Here is a 16,608-nt window from a genome sequence, read left to right as displayed (position 1 = left end):
TGTTCGGTGTTAGATGCGAAAGCCCGTATGAAGGTCGGATTTCGGATGGATCAGGCGGATGCCATTCTGCTCGCCGAGTTGCAGCGCGACGCGGCGCAGCCCTACACCGCGTTGGCCGCTGCCGCCGGGTTGTCAACGGCGGCAACCCACGAGCGGGTACGCAAGCTGCGCGAACGCGGTGTCATCCGGCGCACCACGATCGAGGTCGACCCGGCGGCGGTCGGCACCCCGGTGCTCGCGTTCGTGCTGGTCCGCAGCGAGCGCTGGGTCGGCGACGCCGACACCCGGGCGGCCCTCGCGGCCATCGAGGAGATCGAGGAAGCCCACGTGATCGCCGGCACGGCGTCGCTGCTGGTCAAGATCCGCACGGCCGGCACGCCGGAGCTCCAGGACGTGCTCCGGCGGCTGCACGAGGTCGGCAGCACCGAGACGATCGTGGTCCTGGAGTCGTTCTTCGCCCGCCCCGTCCGCATCACCCGTCCCTAGCTGTCCCGAAGCGGGGCGCGCGGCGGTCCGGGCCTGAAATGCTCAAATCATGGCAGAAAATGGGGTACGTCCGCCTGATCCGTCACCCGACGGCCACGAGCACAACGGCCGGGGCAACGGGCACCGCGAGGCTCCCGTCGCGCGCCAGGACGACGTGTTCCTCGACATCCCCAAGCTGCAGGTGGACAAGATCGAGATCGACGTGGCCAACCTGCGGGCGCAGGTGTCGCTAAACGCCGAGGTGCTCAGCCTGCTGCGGCTCAACGTGGGCGTGGACGCGGCCATCGACCAGGTGCACCTGACCATCGAGGGCGTCGATGCCCAGGCGCAGCTCAAGGTCCGCCTGGAGAACGTCGCCCACATCATCGACCGGGTCCTCGGCACCATCGACGACCACCCGGAGATCATTACGCCCTTGGTGGAGAACGCGGGCAAGGCGATCGGGGCGACCGGCCGCGGGATCGAGTCGGCGGTGACCAACACCGGCCGGGGCGCGCGCGAGGCGGTCCGCGAAATCGGCAGCGGCACGGGCGGCGCGGTGCGCGAGGTCGGCACCGGTGCGGGCGGGGCGGTCCGCGACGTCGGCCGGGGTGCGGGTGACGCGGTCCGCGACGTCCCCGGCGCCGCAGGGGACGCGGTGCGCGATGTCCCCGGCGCCGCGGGGGACGCGGTGCGCGAGGTCGACGGTGTCGCGGGCGAGGCGACGCGGGACGTGGGCGGTGTCGCGGACGAGGCAACGCGCGACGTTGGGCGGCCTACGGGCGAGGCGACGCGGGATCTGGCCCGCGGTGCGGGCGAGGTCGGCGGCGCCGGCAGCTTCAGCGACTCGGTCGGCGAGGGCGCGGGCGACGAGGTCCGGGACGTGGTCTCCGGTGCTCGCGATGCGGATGACCTCGGCGCCAAGGCGCGGGAGTCCGGCAAGCAGGTGACAGATCACGCCGCGGAGGCCGAGTCCACCGACGGCGACGATCCGGACATCTCCGCACAGTCGACGGTGGCGGCCGACCACGAGGAAGAGCGGGACCCACCAGGCAGCGGCAACGGACGGCCCCGGGCGCGGCCGGGCCTGCCCAAGCGCAAGCCCCGGCGCTGGTGAGCGCCGGGGCCGCTGTGGCGCGGGCTATGCCTTGGCGCCGGTCTTCTCCTTCTCCCGCTCCTCTTGTTTCTGCTCTTCGGCCTGGTCTTCCGCATCCGGGCCGTCGCCGTCGCCGCGGTTGTCCTGCTGGACCACCTGGCCGTCGCGGATCTCGCCGCGCCAACCCTTGACGTCGTCCGGGTTGAGAATCGTCTCGCGCATCACGTGCCGGACGAAGTGCTTGAGCTCCAGGCGGGCCCGGCGACCCGGCGCGCGCCAGAGGTTGCCGGTCTGCTCGACGAAGCCCTGCGGGTGGTACTCGAGGACCACCAGGATCCGGGTGAGATCCGGCGTGACCTCGTGGAAGGTGACCGTGCCGTCCACCGATCCCTTGTCGCCCTTGGAGCTCCAGACGATCCGCTCGTCGGGCACCTGCTCGGTGATCGTCGACTCCCAGGTGCGGTGTGACCAGAAGACCTGCGCCTTCCAGGTCAGCTGCTCCTCGGACTTCTGGTCGATGTCCTCGACCTTCTTCATGAAGCTGGGGAACGTCTTGAACTCGGTCCACTGGTTGTACGCGACCGTGACCGGCACCCCGACCTCGATCGACTCGACGATGTTGGTGACCTTGAGGTCGTTCTTCTTGCCACCGTTGCCGCCGCCCTTGCCGAACGTCTGCTTGACCTCTTCCTTGCCGCCGGTCACCCCGGCACCCAGCGCGGCCTTCACCGGCGAGTCGCCCTTCTGGAGGCTCTCGACTCCCTTGGCCACCGCCGCCTGGCGGGGACCGCCTTCCTCGCCGCCGGACGCCGACTCGACGATCCGGTCGGTCAGGTCGCTCACCCGCTCGTTGACGGCACTGACCGCCTTGTCAGCCACGGCGCCGGCCATGTCCTTGAGCCCTTCGACGAGCTTGCCGGTGATCGTGCCGTGGCCGTTTCCGTTCGAACTCTGGCTCACTTGTCATCCCCTCCGGAGCTGCCCTGGCGCATCGCCGCGGCCCGTTCGGTGAGCCGGTCACCGATCCGGTCGGCCGAGCGCGCGAAGGCGGTGATCGCGACGCTGCGGCCGGCGCCGCCGAGCTTGCCCAGCAGGCCCGACTTGCCGTCGCCGCCGCCGTGGCCGTTTCCGCCGCTCTGCCCGTCGCCGTTCTGTCCGGAACTGCCGATCTGCCCGACACCGCCGCGCATGATCCGTCCGGTCGCCGCGCCCGCGGCCAGCAGGGCCGCGGCCCGCAGCTTGTGCTGCCGACCCAGCACGTAGCCGGCGCCGATCGCCAGCGCGGCACTCCCACCTGGCTTCATGATGTTGCCTCCGTCGTCACGTCATCTCCGCCCGCCTACCCGCGATCCATCCACCAAAACCCGATTGGCCGGTTTTGTCGGATTCAGGAGTCGGTACGGTGCTCGGGTGCCGCGTACCGCCGTCGTCTTCGACCTGTTCAACACGCTCGTGCCGGGCGGCGACCGAGCCCGCGACCGGGGGATCGAGCGGATGGCCGCGGTCGTCGGCGTCGATCCCGCGGCGTTCGTGCGGGAGTTCCACGCGAGCTGGCCCGACCGGCTGGTCCGTTGGGACCCGGCCGAGACGGTCCGCATCCTGGCCGGGCGGCTCGGCGCGCACCCGACGGACGCCGCCGTGGCCGAAGCGGTCCGGATCCGGTGCGAGCTGGGCCTGCGGCTGCTCACCGACGTCAAGCAGTCCACCCTCGACGTGCTCGACGCGTTGCGCACCAACGGGTTCCGGCTGGCCGTGCTGAGCAACACCACGGCGGAGACGACCGACCTGTGGCCGCGCACCGCGCTGGCCGCGCGGTTCGACGCCGCGGTTTTCTCGCCCGAGGTCGGGGTGGCCAAGCCGGACCCGCGGATCTACGAGGCCGCCGCCGACCGGCTCGGCGTGCGCACCCGCGACTGCTGGTTCGTCGGCGACGGCGCCGACGGCGAGCTGGCGGGCGCGGCGGCGGTCGGCATGGCGGTGATCCGCACGACCGAGTTCCAGGACACCGACCCGGCCTGGCCGGGGGAGCGGATCGCCGCGCTCGCCGAGTTGAGCGCGGGGCTTTACAGGAACAGTTAACAGTCTTAATAATTGGGCATCCATCGATATGTGGAGGCCCGAATGCGTCGTACCAGATCGATCGTCATGGGTTTGGTCGCGGTCCTGGCCGCGGCCGGCGGCGCTGTCGCCTTCGCCGGCAGCGCCGCCGCGGCCGGGCCCACGGCCACCTTCACCAAGGTGTCCGACTGGGGTTCCGGCTGGGAAGGGCGCTACACGGTCGCCAACGGCGGCACGAGCGCGCTGACCTCGTGGACGGTCGCCTTCGACCTGCCGTCCGGTGCCAACATCAACACCTTCTGGGACGCGGACATGACGCGGTCCGGGCAGCGGTTCACGTTCCGCAACAAGTCGTGGAACGGCACCGTGGCGCCGGGTGCCTCGGTCTCCTTCGGGTTCAACGGGTCCGGCGCCGCCACCCCGACCAACTGCACGCTCAACGGTGCCTCCTGCGGTGGCGGCGGGCCGACCACGCCACCGACCAGCAACCCGCCGACCTCGAACCCGCCCAACCCCACCGTCCCGGGAGCGCCCACCGCGTTGAGCGTCACCGGCACGACCAGCAGCTCGATCTCGTTGGGTTGGACCGCACCCTCGGGCACGGTCACCGGCTACCGGGTGTACGAGGGCAGCACGGTGCGCGCCACCGTCACCACCACCAGCGCCACGATCGGTGGGCTCGGCGCCAGCACGACGCACACCTACACCGTGGCCGCGTACAACAGCGTCGGTGAAGGCCCGCGCAGCGCGAGCGTGACCGGGACGACCGGGTCGACCACCCCGCCGCCGACCGGGCTGCCGAAGCACGCGCTGATCGGCTACCTGCACGCCAGCTTCGCCAACGGCTCCGGCTACGTGCGGATGGCCGACGTGCCGGCCGACTGGGACATCATCAACCTGGCCTTCGGCGAGCCGACCAGCGTGACCTCGGGCGACATCCGGTTCCAGCTCTGCCCGGCGGCCGAGTGCCCGGGCGTCGAGACCGAGGCCGAGTTCATCGCGGCGATCCGGGCCAAGCAGGCCGCCGGCAAGAAGGTGCTCATCTCGATCGGTGGGCAGAACGGGCAGGTGCAGCTCACCACGACCGCCGCCCGCGACCGGTTCGTGAGCTCGGTCGCCGCGATCATCGACCGGTACGGCCTCGACGGGCTGGACATCGACTTCGAGGGCCACTCCCTGTCGCTGAACACCGGCGACACCGACTTCCGTAACCCGACCACGCCGGTGATCGTCAACCTGATCTCCGCGGTGCGGACCCTGAAGCAGCGGTACGGGTCGCGCTTCGTGCTGACGATGGCGCCCGAGACGTTCTTCGTGCAGCTGGGCTACCAGTACTACGGCTCCGGGCCGTGGGGCGGCCAGGACCCGCGCGCCGGCTCGTACCTGCCGGTGATCCACGCCCTGCGCGACGACATCACCGTGCTGCACGTGCAGGACTACAACTCCGGGCCGATCATGGGGCTGGACAACCAGTACCACACCATGGGCGGTGCCGACTTCCACATCGCGATGACCGACATGCTGATGGCCGGCTTCCCGGTCGCGGGCAACACAGCCAACGTCTTCCCGCCGCTGCGCGAGGACCAGGTCGCGTTCGGCGCACCGTCGTCGGTGAGTGCCGGCAACGGCTACGTGGGACCTGCGGGCATCCAGCAGGCGGTCAACTGCCTGGTCCGGGGCCAGAGCTGCGGCGGCTACACCCCGCGCAGCGGCACGAACCCCAACTTCCGGGGGCTGATGACCTGGTCCATCAACTGGGACCGCTACTACAACTGGGAGTTCCGACTCAACCACGAGCCGTTCCTCAACGCCTTGCCATAGCGAAGAGTTCATGTAAGGAGCGCCCAGGAAACACTTGACGTTCTTCGTCCTCCGTGAGGTTGGCCGTCGGCACGCCACATATGAGGAGGACCGCATGGGCCATGGCCCTGGGCACCATCACCACCACCACGACGAGGTCGGGATCGGCGGCAGCGACCTGCCCGCCGCTCTCGACCTGTCGACTCCGGACGAAGAGCTTCGCCCCGAGGACCGGAGCCGCCGCGCGTTCCTGCGCCGCGCCGGCCTCCTCGGTGCTGGCGTAGCGGCCGCGGGCACGCTGGCGGGTGCCGGCGTCAGCGCGCTCCCGGCCGCCGCGCACGGCAAGGACGACGACAAGCACGACGACGGCAAGGGCGGCAGCTTCAAGTGGCTCGCCGGTGACCACCACATCCACACCCGCTTCAGCAGCGACGCGATGTACCGCGTGCTGGACCAGGTCCAGCACGGGCGCGCGTACGGTCTGGACTGGATGGTCATCACCGACCACGGCAGCGAGGCGCACGCCAAGATCGGTGTCGACGTGGTCAACCCGGAGATCCTCGCCGCGCGCGAGGCGCTCAAGGACACCCTGATCTTCCAGGGTCTTGAGTGGAACATCCCGGCCGCCGAGCACGGCACGGTCTTCGTGCACCCCGGCAAGAACGAGGTCTCCGTCCTCAAGCAGTTCGAGAACGACTACGACTCGAGCATCAAGGGCGCCGGCGCGAACACGCCTGCGAACGAGGCCCTCGCGATCGCCGGCCTGAACTTCCTCTCCGACGCCGTCAAGCGCGGCAAGGTCGAGCACGCACTGTTCCTGGCCAACCACCCGGCCCGCAACGGCATCGACTCGCCCCACGAGGTCCGCGGCTGGCGCGACGCCGCCCCGGGCATCGCCATCGGTTGGGAGGGCGCGCCCGGCCACCAGGCGGCGGGCATCTCCACCGCCAACAACGGCCCCGGCAGCGCCCGCGGCTTCTACGGCAACAGCCCGTCGGTGAACTCGTTCCCGTACCCGCTGGAGAGCTACCGCACCTGGGGTGGCTTCGACTGGTTCACCTCGACCGTCGGCGGCCTCTGGGACAGCCTGCTGGCCGAGGGCAAGCCGTGGTGGATCACCGCGAACTCGGACGCGCACACGATCTTCCTGGAGACCGCGGTCCGGGGCAGCACCGACTTCAACGCGCTCGGCTACTACCTCGACCCGGTGCACGGCGGCAAGGTCGTCACTACCAACGGGGACTTCTGGCCCGGCTACTACAGCAAGACCCACGTCGGAGCCACCACCGACTCCTACAAGGCGGTCATGGACGGCCTGCGCCTCGGCCGGGTCTGGGTCGACCACGGCGGCCTGATCGCAGGTCTCGACATGCGGGTCCGCAAGGCCGGCGACCGCTCGCCCGACGGCGGCACGCCGCTGGGCGGCACCCTGTCCGTCAAGAAGGGCACCGCGCTCGAGCTGGTCATCACGATCGACCTGGCGGTCCTGCCCAACTGGGCGGAGTTCGTGCCGAAGCTGGCCCGGGTCGACGTGATCCGGGGCAAGGTGACCGGCAAGCCGCAGGACAAGGACACCTTCACCACCCCGAACACGCGGGTCGAGAAGTCCTTCGAGGTCGGCTCCGGCCAGAAGAAGGTCAAGTTCACGTACGCTCTCGGCCGCGTCGACCACTCGTACTACGTGCGGGTCCGGGGCACCGACGGCAACCGCGTAGCGCCCGGCTACCTCGGCGCGTCGGTGGACCCGCACGGCCCGGCGATCGACGTGGTCGGCGACGCCGACCCGTGGGCCGACCTGTGGTTCTACAGCAACCCGATCTGGGTGGAAGCCCGCTAACCATGGTCGTTCACGTCGGATTCGATCGCGCGGACACGGACGTGCGGGCGGCGGAGCACTGGTTCGTCGAGTTGCTCGGCGACCAGCTGGACCGCGTCGTCGCCTGCACCCACCTGTTGCGCGTGCCGAGCCCGCACGTGGCGTTCAGCATCGCGTTGCCGTCGGGGGTCGAGGTGGATCTGCCACCCGTCCCCGACGGCCTCGCTGCCGCGGCTGACCTGGCCCGGGAGGAACACCTCTCGGGCCAGGGCGGCCGCGCGTTCGCCTATCCCGGGCGCGCCGCCCTGGTCGGCGAGCTGACCGTCGCGGAGCTGCTGTCGCGCAGCGCCATCGAGCGGGTGACCGTGATGGGTGGCGCGCCGCCGAAGCCGGACACGCTCGTGCACACGCGGGACCATGTGCGTCCTATGTGGATGTCGGGCAGGCTGACCCTGGTCACCCTGCCGCACACCGGTGGCCGGATCGCCCCGTTCGAGATGCCCGAAGAAATCCCCTGCTGCTCCCTGCACTAGGTCTATCCACCGATCGGTTGACCGGCGAAATCCACCGCGGCCGGCCGCCGCGTCGCTAGCTGGTCGGTGCCCGCGTCGCGCTGCCGGGCCGAGGCTTATGGGCATGACAGCGGTTATCGAGGTTCAGGAGTTACACAAGAGGTACGGCGACAAGGTCGCCGTCGACGACGTCTCGTTCCGGGTCGACGAGGGGGAGATCTTCGGGATCCTCGGGTCGAACGGCGCGGGCAAGACCACCACGGTCGAGTGCGTGGAAGGGCTGCGCCGGGCCGACCGGGGCACGATCCGGGTGTTCGGGCTCGACCCGGTGCGCGACCGCGCCGAGCTGACCCAGCGGCTCGGCGTCCAGCTCCAAGGTGCCCACCTGCCCGAGAAGCTGCGGGTCGGCGAGGCCCTCGACCTCTACCGGTCGTTCTACCGGCGGCCGGCCGACCCGGCCGACCTGATGGCCGCGCTGGGGCTCGACGGCATCCGCGACACCCGGTTCGGCAAGCTCTCCGGCGGCCAGCAACAGCGGCTCTCGATCGCGCTGGCACTGATCGGCAACCCGCGGGTCGCCGTGCTCGACGAGCTCACCACCGGGCTCGACCCCCGCGCCCGGCGGGAGACCTGGCGGCTGATCGAGGACGTCCGGGCCAGCGGCGTCACCATCCTGCTGGTCACCCACTTCATGGACGAGGCCGAGCGCCTCTGCGACCGGGTCGCCGTGATCGACGCCGGCCGGGTCGTCGCCGTCGACACCCCGGCCGCCCTGACCAAACGCGCCGCCGCCGACCTCGGTGTCGAGCGGGCCACGCTGGAAGACGCCTTCGTCGCACTGACCGGGGAGACCACCGATGTCCACTGACGCCCTGCGGCGGCTGACCGCCACCGAGTTCACCCTGTTCCTGCGCGACAAGGTCGGGCCGATCTTCGGCGTGCTGTTCCCGACCGCCCTGCTGTGCGTGTTCGGCAACCTCGACTTCTTCACCGATCCGGCCAACGGCATCGACGGGCAGCCGCTGCTCTACACGTACACGCCGATCCTGGTGGGTTTCGTGATCGCGATGTTGGCGCTCAACAGCCTCCCGCCGACGCTGGCCAGCTACCGGGAGCAGGGGGTGCTGCGCCGGCTGCGTACCACCCCGGTCGGGCCGGCCCAGGTCCTCGGCGCCCAGTTCGCGATCTGCCTCGGCACGGCGCTGGTCTCGGTCGTGCTGCTGCTCGCGGTGGCGCGGCTCGCGTTCGACGTGCCGCTGCCGCGACAGCCCCTCGCGTTCACGCTCAGCGCGGTGCTCGCCGCCCTGGCCCTGATCGGCGTCGCGGTGCTGGTGGCCGCGGTCACCCCGACCGCGAAGGCGGCCAACGCGATCGGGTCCGTGCTGTTCTACGTGATGATGTTCTTCGCCGGGCTGTGGCTGCCGATCGAGGCCATGCCGCCGGTGCTGCGGCACGTGAGCGAGGCCACACCACTCGGCGCCGCGGTCCAGGCGCTGTCCGACTCCACGGCGGGTCACTGGCCGCCGGCCTGGCGGCTGCTGCTGCTCGCCGGCTACGTCGTGGGGACCGGTTCGCTCGGCGTCCGCCTCTTCCGGTGGGAGTAGGTTCCAACCATGCCGAACGCGATGCCGTGGTCGGAGGCCGACGAGGCCACCCTCCGCTGGGCCCGGTGGGCGAACCTGGCTCCGTACGCGCTGCTGGCCTTCCTCGGCGGGTTCAGCCCCCTGCTGACCGACTCGACGCGGGAGACCCTGCAGGTCCTGGGGCTCTGCCTGCTGGCGGCGGTGTGGGTGTTCTGCCTCTACACCCTGCGCCCCGCGTGGCGCGTACGGCCGGTGCTGATGGCGGTGTTCTTCGTCGGCTTCCTGGCGATCCTGCTGGCCCTCGTCATGATCGCGCCCTGGTTCGGCTTCCTGACCCCGGCCGGCTACTTCTTCGCCTTCGGCATCCTGCGGTGGCCGTGGCGGATCCCGGGGGTCGCGGCGGTCGCCGTCGCGGCCGGCCTCGCCCAGGCGTCCGGGATCGCCTTCGACTCCGGTGAGGCGATCGGGTGGTACGCGGCGATCATCCTGATCAACGCCGTGCCGATGTGCGCGTTCGCCTGGATCGACTGGAACAACGACCAGGAGGGCGCCGCCCGCCGACGGGCGATGGACGAGCTGGCCGAAGCGAACCGGCAGCTGGAGGGCACGCTCGCCGAGAACGCCGCCCTGCACGAGCGCCTGCTGACCCAGGCGCGGGAGGCCGGGGTCCACGACGAGCGGCAGCGGATGGCCGGGGAGATCCACGACACCCTGGCGCAGGGGCTGACCGGCATCATCACCCAGCTCCAGGCGGCCTCGGCGGCAGCGGAGACCGACCGGTGGCGGCGGCACCTGACCGCCGCCACCGACCTGGCCCGGGAGAGCCTGCGGGAGGCCCGCCGGTCGGTGCACGCGCTGCGCCCCGAGCCGTTGCGGGACGCCCGGCTGGCCGACGCGCTGGCTGGGGTCGCCCGGAGCTGGTCGGCCCGGCACGGCATCCCGGTCGAGGTGACCACGACCGGCACCGAGCGGCCGATGTCGCCGGAGGCGGAGCTCGCGCTGCTGCGTACCGCCCAGGAGGCGCTCGCGAACGTCGCGGCACACGCCGGCGCCGGCCGGGTCGGGCTGACCCTGTCCTATCTGGACGACTCGGTGGCGCTCGACGTACGCGACGACGGGTGTGGCTTCGATCCGGCCGTGCCACCGGTGTCGGCCGGCGGGTTCGGTCTCGTCGCGATGCGGCAACGGATCGAGGGGTTGTCCGGGACGCTCCAGGTCGAGTCCGAGCCACGGTCCGGCACGGCGATCTCGGCGGCGGTGCCCGCATGATCACGCTGCTGGTCGTCGACGACCATCCGGTCGTCCGCAACGGCCTGACGGGCATGTTCGCCAGTGACCCGGACTTCGAGGTGGTCGGCGAGGCCGGCGACGGCGACGAGGCGGTGCGGCTGGCCCGGGCGCTGCGGCCCGACGTGATCCTGATGGACCTGCGGATGCCGGGCACCGACGGGGTCACGGCGATCGGCTCGTTGTCCCGACTGGGCCTGTCGAGCCGGGTGCTGGTGCTGACGACGTACGACACCGACAGCTACGTGGTGCCCGCGATCGAGGCGGGCGCGACCGGCTACCTGCTCAAGGACGCACCGCGCGACGAGTTGCTGCGGGCGGTGCGGGCGGCGGCCCGGGGCGAGTCGGTGCTGTCGCCCGCGGTGGCCGGCAAGCTGATGAACCGGGTGCGGGCACCGGGTGCCGGGCCGCTCAGCCAGCGCGAGCTCCAGGTGCTCGAGCTCGTCGCGGCGGGGAAGAACAACCGGGAGGCGGCCGCGACGTTGTTCATCAGCGAGGCGACGGTCAAGACGCATCTGCTCAACATCTACGCCAAGCTCGGCGTCGGAGATCGGGCGGCCGCGGTGGCGGAGGCGTTCCACCGCGGCCTGCTTACGCCCAAGGGGTAGCTGACTGGTCGGTGCGCCGCCGCCTCCTGGGGGAGAGGCGGCGCCGCACCCGGTGGTCGCTCGGCTTTGCGGAGAGAAGCGACCGCCGACAGTGGGTACGAGCGGCGGTCGCCAAGGGTTCAGCGGGTTTCGTCAGTAGCTGAACGTGGTGGCCCCCTCGTCGCCGATCCATTCCCACATCGGCACCGTGCCACCGATCTCGGCGTTGTCGATCAGGTCGCCCTTGTCCAGCTCGCGGGCGTTGAAGCAGATCGGGCAGACGAGCAGCTTGCCGCCCGCCGCCGCGTACCGCCGGATCAGGTCGGCCAGCGGCGGGCAACCGGCACACGCCGTGCCGACCGCGATGCCGTCCAGGGCCAGCCGGGTGGCCTCCTTGGTCAGGAACATCAGCGTCGGCCGGCCCGACTCGGCGGCACCGACCGCGACCAGGAACGCGACGGTCACCTTCTCCGGGTCCTCCAGACCGGTGGTCAGGCTGACTACGGCTTTACCAGGCATTTCTTCCTCCTCGGTGTGGTTGCCCTCGACGCTAGGCAGCCGGACCGTCCGAGGAATGGGGAGAAATCCCTAACTTGTGTGCCCGGGCCGCCGCCTGGCCCCGGCTGCTCACGCCGAGCCGCGCCAGCACCGCCGACACGTGGTGGTCGACGGTCTTCGGCGCGAGCCGCAGCGTCAGGGCGATGTCGGCATTGGACATTCCGTCGGTGATCAGCCTCAGCACCTCGGCCTGGCGCGCGGTGAGGCCGGCCGGGTGGTTTGCTGTCGTTTTCCTCGGGCCGCGCGGGACTCTTTCGATGCCTCGGTGGCGCAGGTCGGCGCGCAGCCAGGCGGCCGCCTGGGTGGCGCCCAGCGCGTCGAGGCCACGGAGCGCTTCGGTGGCCGCTGCGCGGTCGCCTCGGGCCAATGACTCCAGCCTCAGGAAATGGCCTCCGCGCTGGTGCCATTGTTCGGCCGCGTTGCGCCAGTCTCCTTCGATCATCCGGCGGTACGGGGTGAGCGCGTCGGCAGGCGCGTGGGCACCGCCGCCTGCCTGCCACAGCCTGAGCGCCAGCTCTCCACTGTGGGGGGCGGCGTGCTGGCCGGTCGCCCGGTCGAGGGCCGCGCGTACCTCTTCGGCTGCTTGCTCCGGATCTCCGTACCACCGGAAGTGTTCGGCTCGTGCGCTCTTGGTCGGGGCGACCCACTGCATCTCGCGGGCCGGACCGGCGTGGTGGTCGGCCTCGTCGAGGTGCGCGCGGGCGGTTGCCCGGTCGCCGCGGGCGCCGTGGATGCGGCCCAGGACGACCAACGCTGGGACGCGGCCGACACCGCCCTGGGCCGGGAGGCGGAGGCTCTCCTCGGCGTCGGCCAGCGCGCCGGACCAGTCGCCGGCCTGGAGCTTGACCCCCGCCCGGGTGCCGAGCAGGCATTGCACGTAGCCGTCGAGGTCCTGTTGTCTGGCGTAGGCGATGGCCCGGTCGAGCGCGGGTCCGGCCTTGGTGAACTGAGCCTGTTCGGCCAGCCCGCCCGCGACGTTGAGCAGCGCCCGGGTCGCGTGGTCGGCGAATCCGTGTGCGGCCGCCGCCGCGTGCGCTTCTTCCAGGGTGTGTTGACCGCCCGGCCGGTCCAGTTGCATCTCCGAGCTGCCCACGTTGGTCGCGGCGTGGATGGCGGTCTCGTCGTCGCCGACCTCTTCGGCGAGCGCTTTCGCTTTCCTGCCGAGCTCGATGGCGCCGTCGAAGTCGTAGTCGAGCATCCTCAACTGGGACAGGTTGCTGTAGGCCATCGCCAGCTCGCGGCCGGGCTCTTCGGCTGCCAGCACCGCGACGGCGTGGTCGGCCGCCGTGCGGGACTCCACCGAGTCGCCCGCCCACCAGGCGATCCGGGACAGCCAACGCCAGCTCGCGCCGAGCGGCTCCGGCTCGCCGAGTGTTGCGCGGATCTTGATCGCTGCGCGGCGCGGTTCCAGACCGTCCTTCGCGGTGCCGGCCAGGTAGGCGGCGGTCGAGTACCGCTCCAGGAGGTCCGCCTGTTGTCGCGGCGGCAGGCGGTCGGCGTACGTGGCAGCGGCTCGGTAGTGGTCGGCCGCCTCCCGCCTGGCACCCTGGCGGGCCGCGGCGGCGGCGGCGATCTGGCCCCAGCGCAGCACCGCGTCGGTGTCGCCCGCCCCACGCGCATGGTGGACGAGCCGCCCCGGGTCGGCGCCGTCCGCGTCTGCCAGGGCTCGGAGCGCTTCGGCGTGCAGCGCGGCGCGTTGCCTCGGCGCGAGGGAGTCCTCGACGGCCGTGCGCAGGAGCTCGTGCCGGTAGGCGACGCCGCCGTCGTCCACGGGCACCAGGACGCCGCCGGCCACGCAGGCGTCGACCTGGTCGTCGCGGCCCGCGAGCAGGGGCTTGTCGGCCCGGCCGGGCACGACGGCGACGAGCCGGGCCAGGTCGGCGGCTTGGTCGGGCAGCGCGCTGATGCGGTCGAGGATCAGGCCGCGTACGGTCTCCGGCGCCCGATCGCTCTTGGTGCTGAGGAGCTCGGTGAGCAGCAGCGGGTTGCCGCCGGTCAGCGCGAGGACGGAGGCGGCGTCGCGGCCGTGTCTGGTGGCCTCCTGCGCGACCCGCGCGTCGGACAGGGCGGCGAGGCTGATCCGCGTGCCGCGGAGGGTGGCGAGCACGCGGTGCAGGGGGTGCGTCGAGCCCACCTCGTCGTCGCGGTAGGTGACCACGAGCAGCGCTCGTTGCCGGCTCATCCGGCGGCCGAGCAGCACCAGCATGTCGAGGGTCGCCTCGTCGGCCCAGTGTGCGTCCTCGATGACGAGCACCGGCCGGGCGGCCGGGTGGTCGAGGTGGTCGAGCACCGCCGCGAGGATGTCCTCCAGCGGTGCGCCGTCGCCCAGTCTTTCGGCCAGCGCGCCGCCGGTCTGGCGGGCGATGTCGTGGACGGGGCCGAGGGCGCGCGGGGTGACCAGGGGGTCGCACCATCCCCAGTGGAACCTGGTGCGCGCGCCGGCTTTTTTGGCGAACTCCTTGACGAGCGCCGACTTGCCGACGCCCGCCTCACCCGCGACGAGCGCGACGCGGCCGCCGGTCGCCGTCGACCGCAGCAGGTCGTCGAGCACGGCCAGCGGGGCGGCGCGCTCCCACAGCTCCACCTGCCGATGGTCCCATCACGGGGTGTGATCGGTCATCCACCGTCCCGGTCCTCTGTGAGCTGCAGGAGGCCGTGGGTGAACCAGAGCCGGTGGCGCTCGGTCTCGACCAGCCAGCGACTGGGCACCTCGGGATTTCGCTGTCGCGCGTCGGGCCAGCGGTCGAAGGTGTCGGCGACGACGCAGGACCAGGGCTCAGGCTTTTCGGGCAGCTGTGGCCGTGGGGTATCCGGCGCGCGGACCAGGGTGCCGTCGACGACCACGTTGGCGGCACCGATGATCGCCTGCCAGCGTAGGTCGGGCCAGAGGGGAAGGCGCCAGTGGAGGACGGTCGCGGTGACGTCGCCGGCTTTGGCTGTCTCGTGGTGATCCTCGGGCCCGAGCACCGCGTGCAGCAGGTCCAGCCCCTTCGGCGCCCGTCGCGAGTGCAGCATGGTCTGCCACCGGTTGAAGGCGTTCAGGTAGTCGGCCTTGCTGGCCCCGAGCCGGGCGTACGCGTCCTTGACCAGCTCAGGCTGGTAGTCGGCCATGCGCCGGAGCAGCGTGAAGACAAACTCCCGGCGCGCGAACCCGTACACCCGCTCGACGCTACTAGCTGGTCAAACAGAAGGGGTGGCCCTCCGGGTCGGTCAGCACCACCCAGGTGTCGCCAGGCTGGAAATCGGGCTTGGTCGCGCCGATCCGCAGTGCCCGCTCGACGGCCTTCTCGCGGTCAGGGACGCTGAAGTCGAGGTGGGCGTGCTTGGCCGGGTCCGGCCAGCCGGGTCCCTGGTAGTCGGCCACGCGCTGGAAGCCGAGATTCGGGCCGTTCGTGTTCTCGAGGTAGTGGAAGTCGTCGTCCTGGTAGCCGGGCGCCCACCCGGTGAGCTCGGCGTAGAAGGCGGCCAGCTTGGCCGGGTCGGCGGTGTCGATGACGATCGCGGCGAGATTCATGCTCTCGAGGGTGCCGCCGGGGTTTGTCGTGGGGCTTGAAGATCCTTGCCATTTCTTGTCGTACGGGCGTCGTAGCGTGCTCACATGCAGACGGGGCGTGCGCTGGCCACGGGGCCGGGCTTCAGCGTCGGGGTGGTGACCTGCACCGACGACCACGCGGGTTGGTCGCCGGTGGAGTCGACCCGCGCCCACGCCGTCGTGCTGCCCAGCCGGGGCCTGTTCCGCCGCCTGGCCGACGGCGTGGGCGTCGACCTGGACCCGACGGTGGGCTACGTGTCGGTGCCGGGCGCGGAGGAACGCTTCGCCCACCCCCATGGTGGTGATGTGTGCACGGCGATCTCGGTGTCCTCGCGGCTATGGCAAGACGTGGCCGGCGACCAACGGCCGATGTCCGCGATCTATGTCGACGCACGTCTGGACCTGGCCCACCGCCGCCTGCTCCGGGCGGCGTCGGGCCTAGACCGCGACTACCGGCTGGCCGAGTCGCTGATGGCACTGCTCGGGTTGGTGGCGTCTCGCTCGTCGGCTGCTCCGGTGCCGGCCACTGACGGCGGCTCGGCGGCCGACCGGCTGCTGGTGGCACGGGCTCGTGCGGCGATCGCCGCCGACCACCCGGCGGCGCGCGGGCTGTTGCCGTTGGCCGCGTCGCTGTCCGCGTCGCCTTATCGGCTGAGCCGCGCGTTCAGCCGGGAGATGGGGGTGTCCTTGACCCACTACCGCAACCGGGTACGAGTCGGTCGTGCCCTAGACCGCCTGTCCAGCGGTGACACCGCCGGCGCCCGCCTAGCGTCAGACCTGGGCTTCGCCGACCAGGCCCACCTGTGCCGCACCATCCGCACGCACGTCGGCCACACCCCCACGGAGGTGCGAATGCTCCTAACGACCTAGTCAACGCCGCCGCATCTTGACGTGGCACACGCCCCAGCTTGCGACCGAGGTCTGGGCTGTCGCTGGGTGGCGCGTTGCGTTCGGGGCCGTGGGTTGCGGTCCAGACCTCGACGATCGCCACCTTGCGCTCGGCCACGCGATAGGCCTGGCCGCGCATCGAGATCTGGCCGCCGACGTGGTCCGTGCCCGGGGGCTGGCGCGTTGAGATTGGGCCGTCGCGGAGCTCCGGACCCGCGGGTTGCCGTTGCGGTTGCCCTGCGATGCGGTGCGCCCGAGATGCGACGCTTCGCGCGTCGCGCGCGCCCGTGGGATGCGGCGGCACCGTGCTGGGCGGTCTTGACCCGACGGCGCGGCGCGTTGCGCCCGAGCGGCGGGTCGGGCCTGGCGGCGGGTTGCGCCTGGCGGCGCGTTGCGCCCGAGCGGCGGGTCGGGCCTGGCGGCGGG

At 71.6% G+C, this 16,608-nt stretch carries 17 protein-coding genes; 11 read left to right on the top strand and 6 right to left on the bottom strand.

Annotated features, from left to right (window positions below; all coding sequences use genetic code 11):
- Nucleotides 1-45: 45 nt before the first annotated feature.
- Both CHC05_RS13080 and CHC05_RS13075 read left to right on the top strand, forming a co-directional pair.
- The gene (locus CHC05_RS13080) at nucleotides 46-486 is read left to right on the top strand and encodes an Lrp/AsnC family transcriptional regulator (protein WP_089248281.1); all 441 of its coding nucleotides are present in this window, start codon (nucleotides 46-48) and stop codon (nucleotides 484-486) included.
- A gap of 49 nt (nucleotides 487-535) precedes the next feature.
- Nucleotides 536-1,582, top strand: coding sequence for a hypothetical protein (locus tag CHC05_RS13075; protein ID WP_144022572.1), 1,047 nt, complete (start codon nucleotides 536-538; stop codon nucleotides 1,580-1,582).
- Between the two features lie 24 nt (nucleotides 1,583-1,606).
- On the opposite strand, the gene CHC05_RS13070 is transcribed toward CHC05_RS13075, so the two are convergent.
- Together CHC05_RS13070 and CHC05_RS13065 are read right to left on the bottom strand one after the other, a co-directional pair.
- The gene (locus CHC05_RS13070) at nucleotides 1,607-2,521 is read right to left on the bottom strand and encodes an SRPBCC family protein (RefSeq protein ID WP_245870814.1); all 915 of its coding nucleotides are present in this window, start codon (nucleotides 2,519-2,521) and stop codon (nucleotides 1,607-1,609) included.
- Nucleotides 2,518-2,865: a hypothetical protein gene (locus tag CHC05_RS13065; protein ID WP_089248277.1), complete on the bottom strand. Its 348-nt coding sequence runs from the start codon at nucleotides 2,863-2,865 to the stop codon at nucleotides 2,518-2,520. The genes CHC05_RS13070 and CHC05_RS13065 overlap by 4 nt, the downstream gene beginning before the upstream one ends.
- A gap of 106 nt (nucleotides 2,866-2,971) precedes the next feature.
- Here CHC05_RS13065 and CHC05_RS13060 point away from each other — a divergent pair, with 106 nt between their 5' ends.
- The 8 genes from CHC05_RS13060 to CHC05_RS13025 all read left to right on the top strand — a co-directional run bounded on the left by CHC05_RS13060 (nucleotide 2,972) and on the right by CHC05_RS13025 (nucleotide 11,225).
- Nucleotides 2,972-3,640, top strand: a complete 669-nt coding sequence (locus CHC05_RS13060) for an HAD family hydrolase (RefSeq protein ID WP_089248275.1) — start codon at nucleotides 2,972-2,974, stop codon at nucleotides 3,638-3,640.
- 42 nt (nucleotides 3,641-3,682) lie between these two features.
- Nucleotides 3,683-5,440, top strand: a complete 1,758-nt coding sequence (locus CHC05_RS42455; RefSeq protein WP_089248273.1) for a chitinase — start codon at nucleotides 3,683-3,685, stop codon at nucleotides 5,438-5,440.
- Between the two features lie 94 nt (nucleotides 5,441-5,534).
- Nucleotides 5,535-7,256 carry a CehA/McbA family metallohydrolase domain-containing protein gene (locus CHC05_RS13050; RefSeq protein WP_089248271.1) on the top strand — a complete coding sequence of 574 codons (1,722 nt, stop codon included), beginning with the start codon at nucleotides 5,535-5,537 and terminating at the stop codon, nucleotides 7,254-7,256.
- 2 nt (nucleotides 7,257-7,258) lie between these two features.
- Nucleotides 7,259-7,768 carry a hypothetical protein gene (locus tag CHC05_RS13045; protein WP_089248269.1) on the top strand — a complete coding sequence of 170 codons (510 nt, stop codon included), beginning with the start codon at nucleotides 7,259-7,261 and terminating at the stop codon, nucleotides 7,766-7,768.
- 103 nt (nucleotides 7,769-7,871) lie between these two features.
- Nucleotides 7,872-8,615: an ABC transporter ATP-binding protein gene (locus tag CHC05_RS13040; protein ID WP_089248652.1), complete on the top strand. Its 744-nt coding sequence runs from the start codon at nucleotides 7,872-7,874 to the stop codon at nucleotides 8,613-8,615.
- Complete coding sequence (locus CHC05_RS13035; RefSeq protein WP_089248267.1) at nucleotides 8,605-9,351, top strand: ABC transporter permease; 747 nt, start codon at nucleotides 8,605-8,607, stop codon at nucleotides 9,349-9,351. Before CHC05_RS13040 ends, CHC05_RS13035 begins: the two co-directional genes overlap by 11 nt.
- Nucleotides 9,352-9,360: 9 nt before the next feature.
- The gene (locus CHC05_RS13030; RefSeq protein WP_245870813.1) at nucleotides 9,361-10,599 is read left to right on the top strand and encodes a sensor histidine kinase; all 1,239 of its coding nucleotides are present in this window, start codon (nucleotides 9,361-9,363) and stop codon (nucleotides 10,597-10,599) included.
- Nucleotides 10,596-11,225: a response regulator gene (locus tag CHC05_RS13025; RefSeq protein WP_089248265.1), complete on the top strand. Its 630-nt coding sequence runs from the start codon at nucleotides 10,596-10,598 to the stop codon at nucleotides 11,223-11,225. The genes CHC05_RS13030 and CHC05_RS13025 overlap by 4 nt, the downstream gene beginning before the upstream one ends.
- 132 nt (nucleotides 11,226-11,357) lie before the next feature.
- Here CHC05_RS13025 and CHC05_RS13020 read toward each other — a convergent pair whose 3' ends face one another.
- The 4 genes from CHC05_RS13020 to CHC05_RS13005 are packed head-to-tail and all read right to left on the bottom strand — an operon-like array spanning nucleotide 11,358 to nucleotide 15,276.
- On the bottom strand, nucleotides 11,358-11,723 hold the full coding sequence (locus CHC05_RS13020) for a DsrE family protein (RefSeq protein ID WP_089248263.1): 366 nt from the start codon (nucleotides 11,721-11,723) through the stop codon (nucleotides 11,358-11,360).
- A gap of 31 nt (nucleotides 11,724-11,754) precedes the next feature.
- Entirely contained in the window at nucleotides 11,755-14,346 is a 2,592-nt protein-coding gene (locus CHC05_RS13015; protein WP_089248261.1) for an ATP-binding protein, read from the bottom strand.
- Nucleotides 14,347-14,378: 32 nt separating this feature from the next.
- A complete protein-coding gene (locus tag CHC05_RS13010) occupies nucleotides 14,379-14,921 on the bottom strand; it encodes a hypothetical protein (protein ID WP_089248259.1) in 543 nt (180 codons plus the stop codon).
- Between the two features lie 13 nt (nucleotides 14,922-14,934).
- Nucleotides 14,935-15,276 carry a VOC family protein gene (locus CHC05_RS13005; protein WP_089248257.1) on the bottom strand — a complete coding sequence of 114 codons (342 nt, stop codon included), beginning with the start codon at nucleotides 15,274-15,276 and terminating at the stop codon, nucleotides 14,935-14,937.
- Between the two features lie 84 nt (nucleotides 15,277-15,360).
- Between CHC05_RS13005 and CHC05_RS13000 the strand changes: the two genes are divergently transcribed.
- Nucleotides 15,361-16,164 carry a helix-turn-helix domain-containing protein gene (locus CHC05_RS13000; RefSeq protein WP_089248255.1) on the top strand — a complete coding sequence of 268 codons (804 nt, stop codon included), beginning with the start codon at nucleotides 15,361-15,363 and terminating at the stop codon, nucleotides 16,162-16,164.
- Nucleotides 16,165-16,608: the final 444 nt, after the last annotated feature.

It is taken from the genome of Asanoa hainanensis (genome assembly GCF_900188485.1).
In the GTDB taxonomy this organism is placed as follows: Bacteria; Actinomycetota; Actinomycetes; order Mycobacteriales; family Micromonosporaceae; genus Asanoa; species Asanoa hainanensis.
Note: the sequence above shows the minus strand (reverse complement) of the source record. Positions and strands in the feature narration are given on the sequence as shown.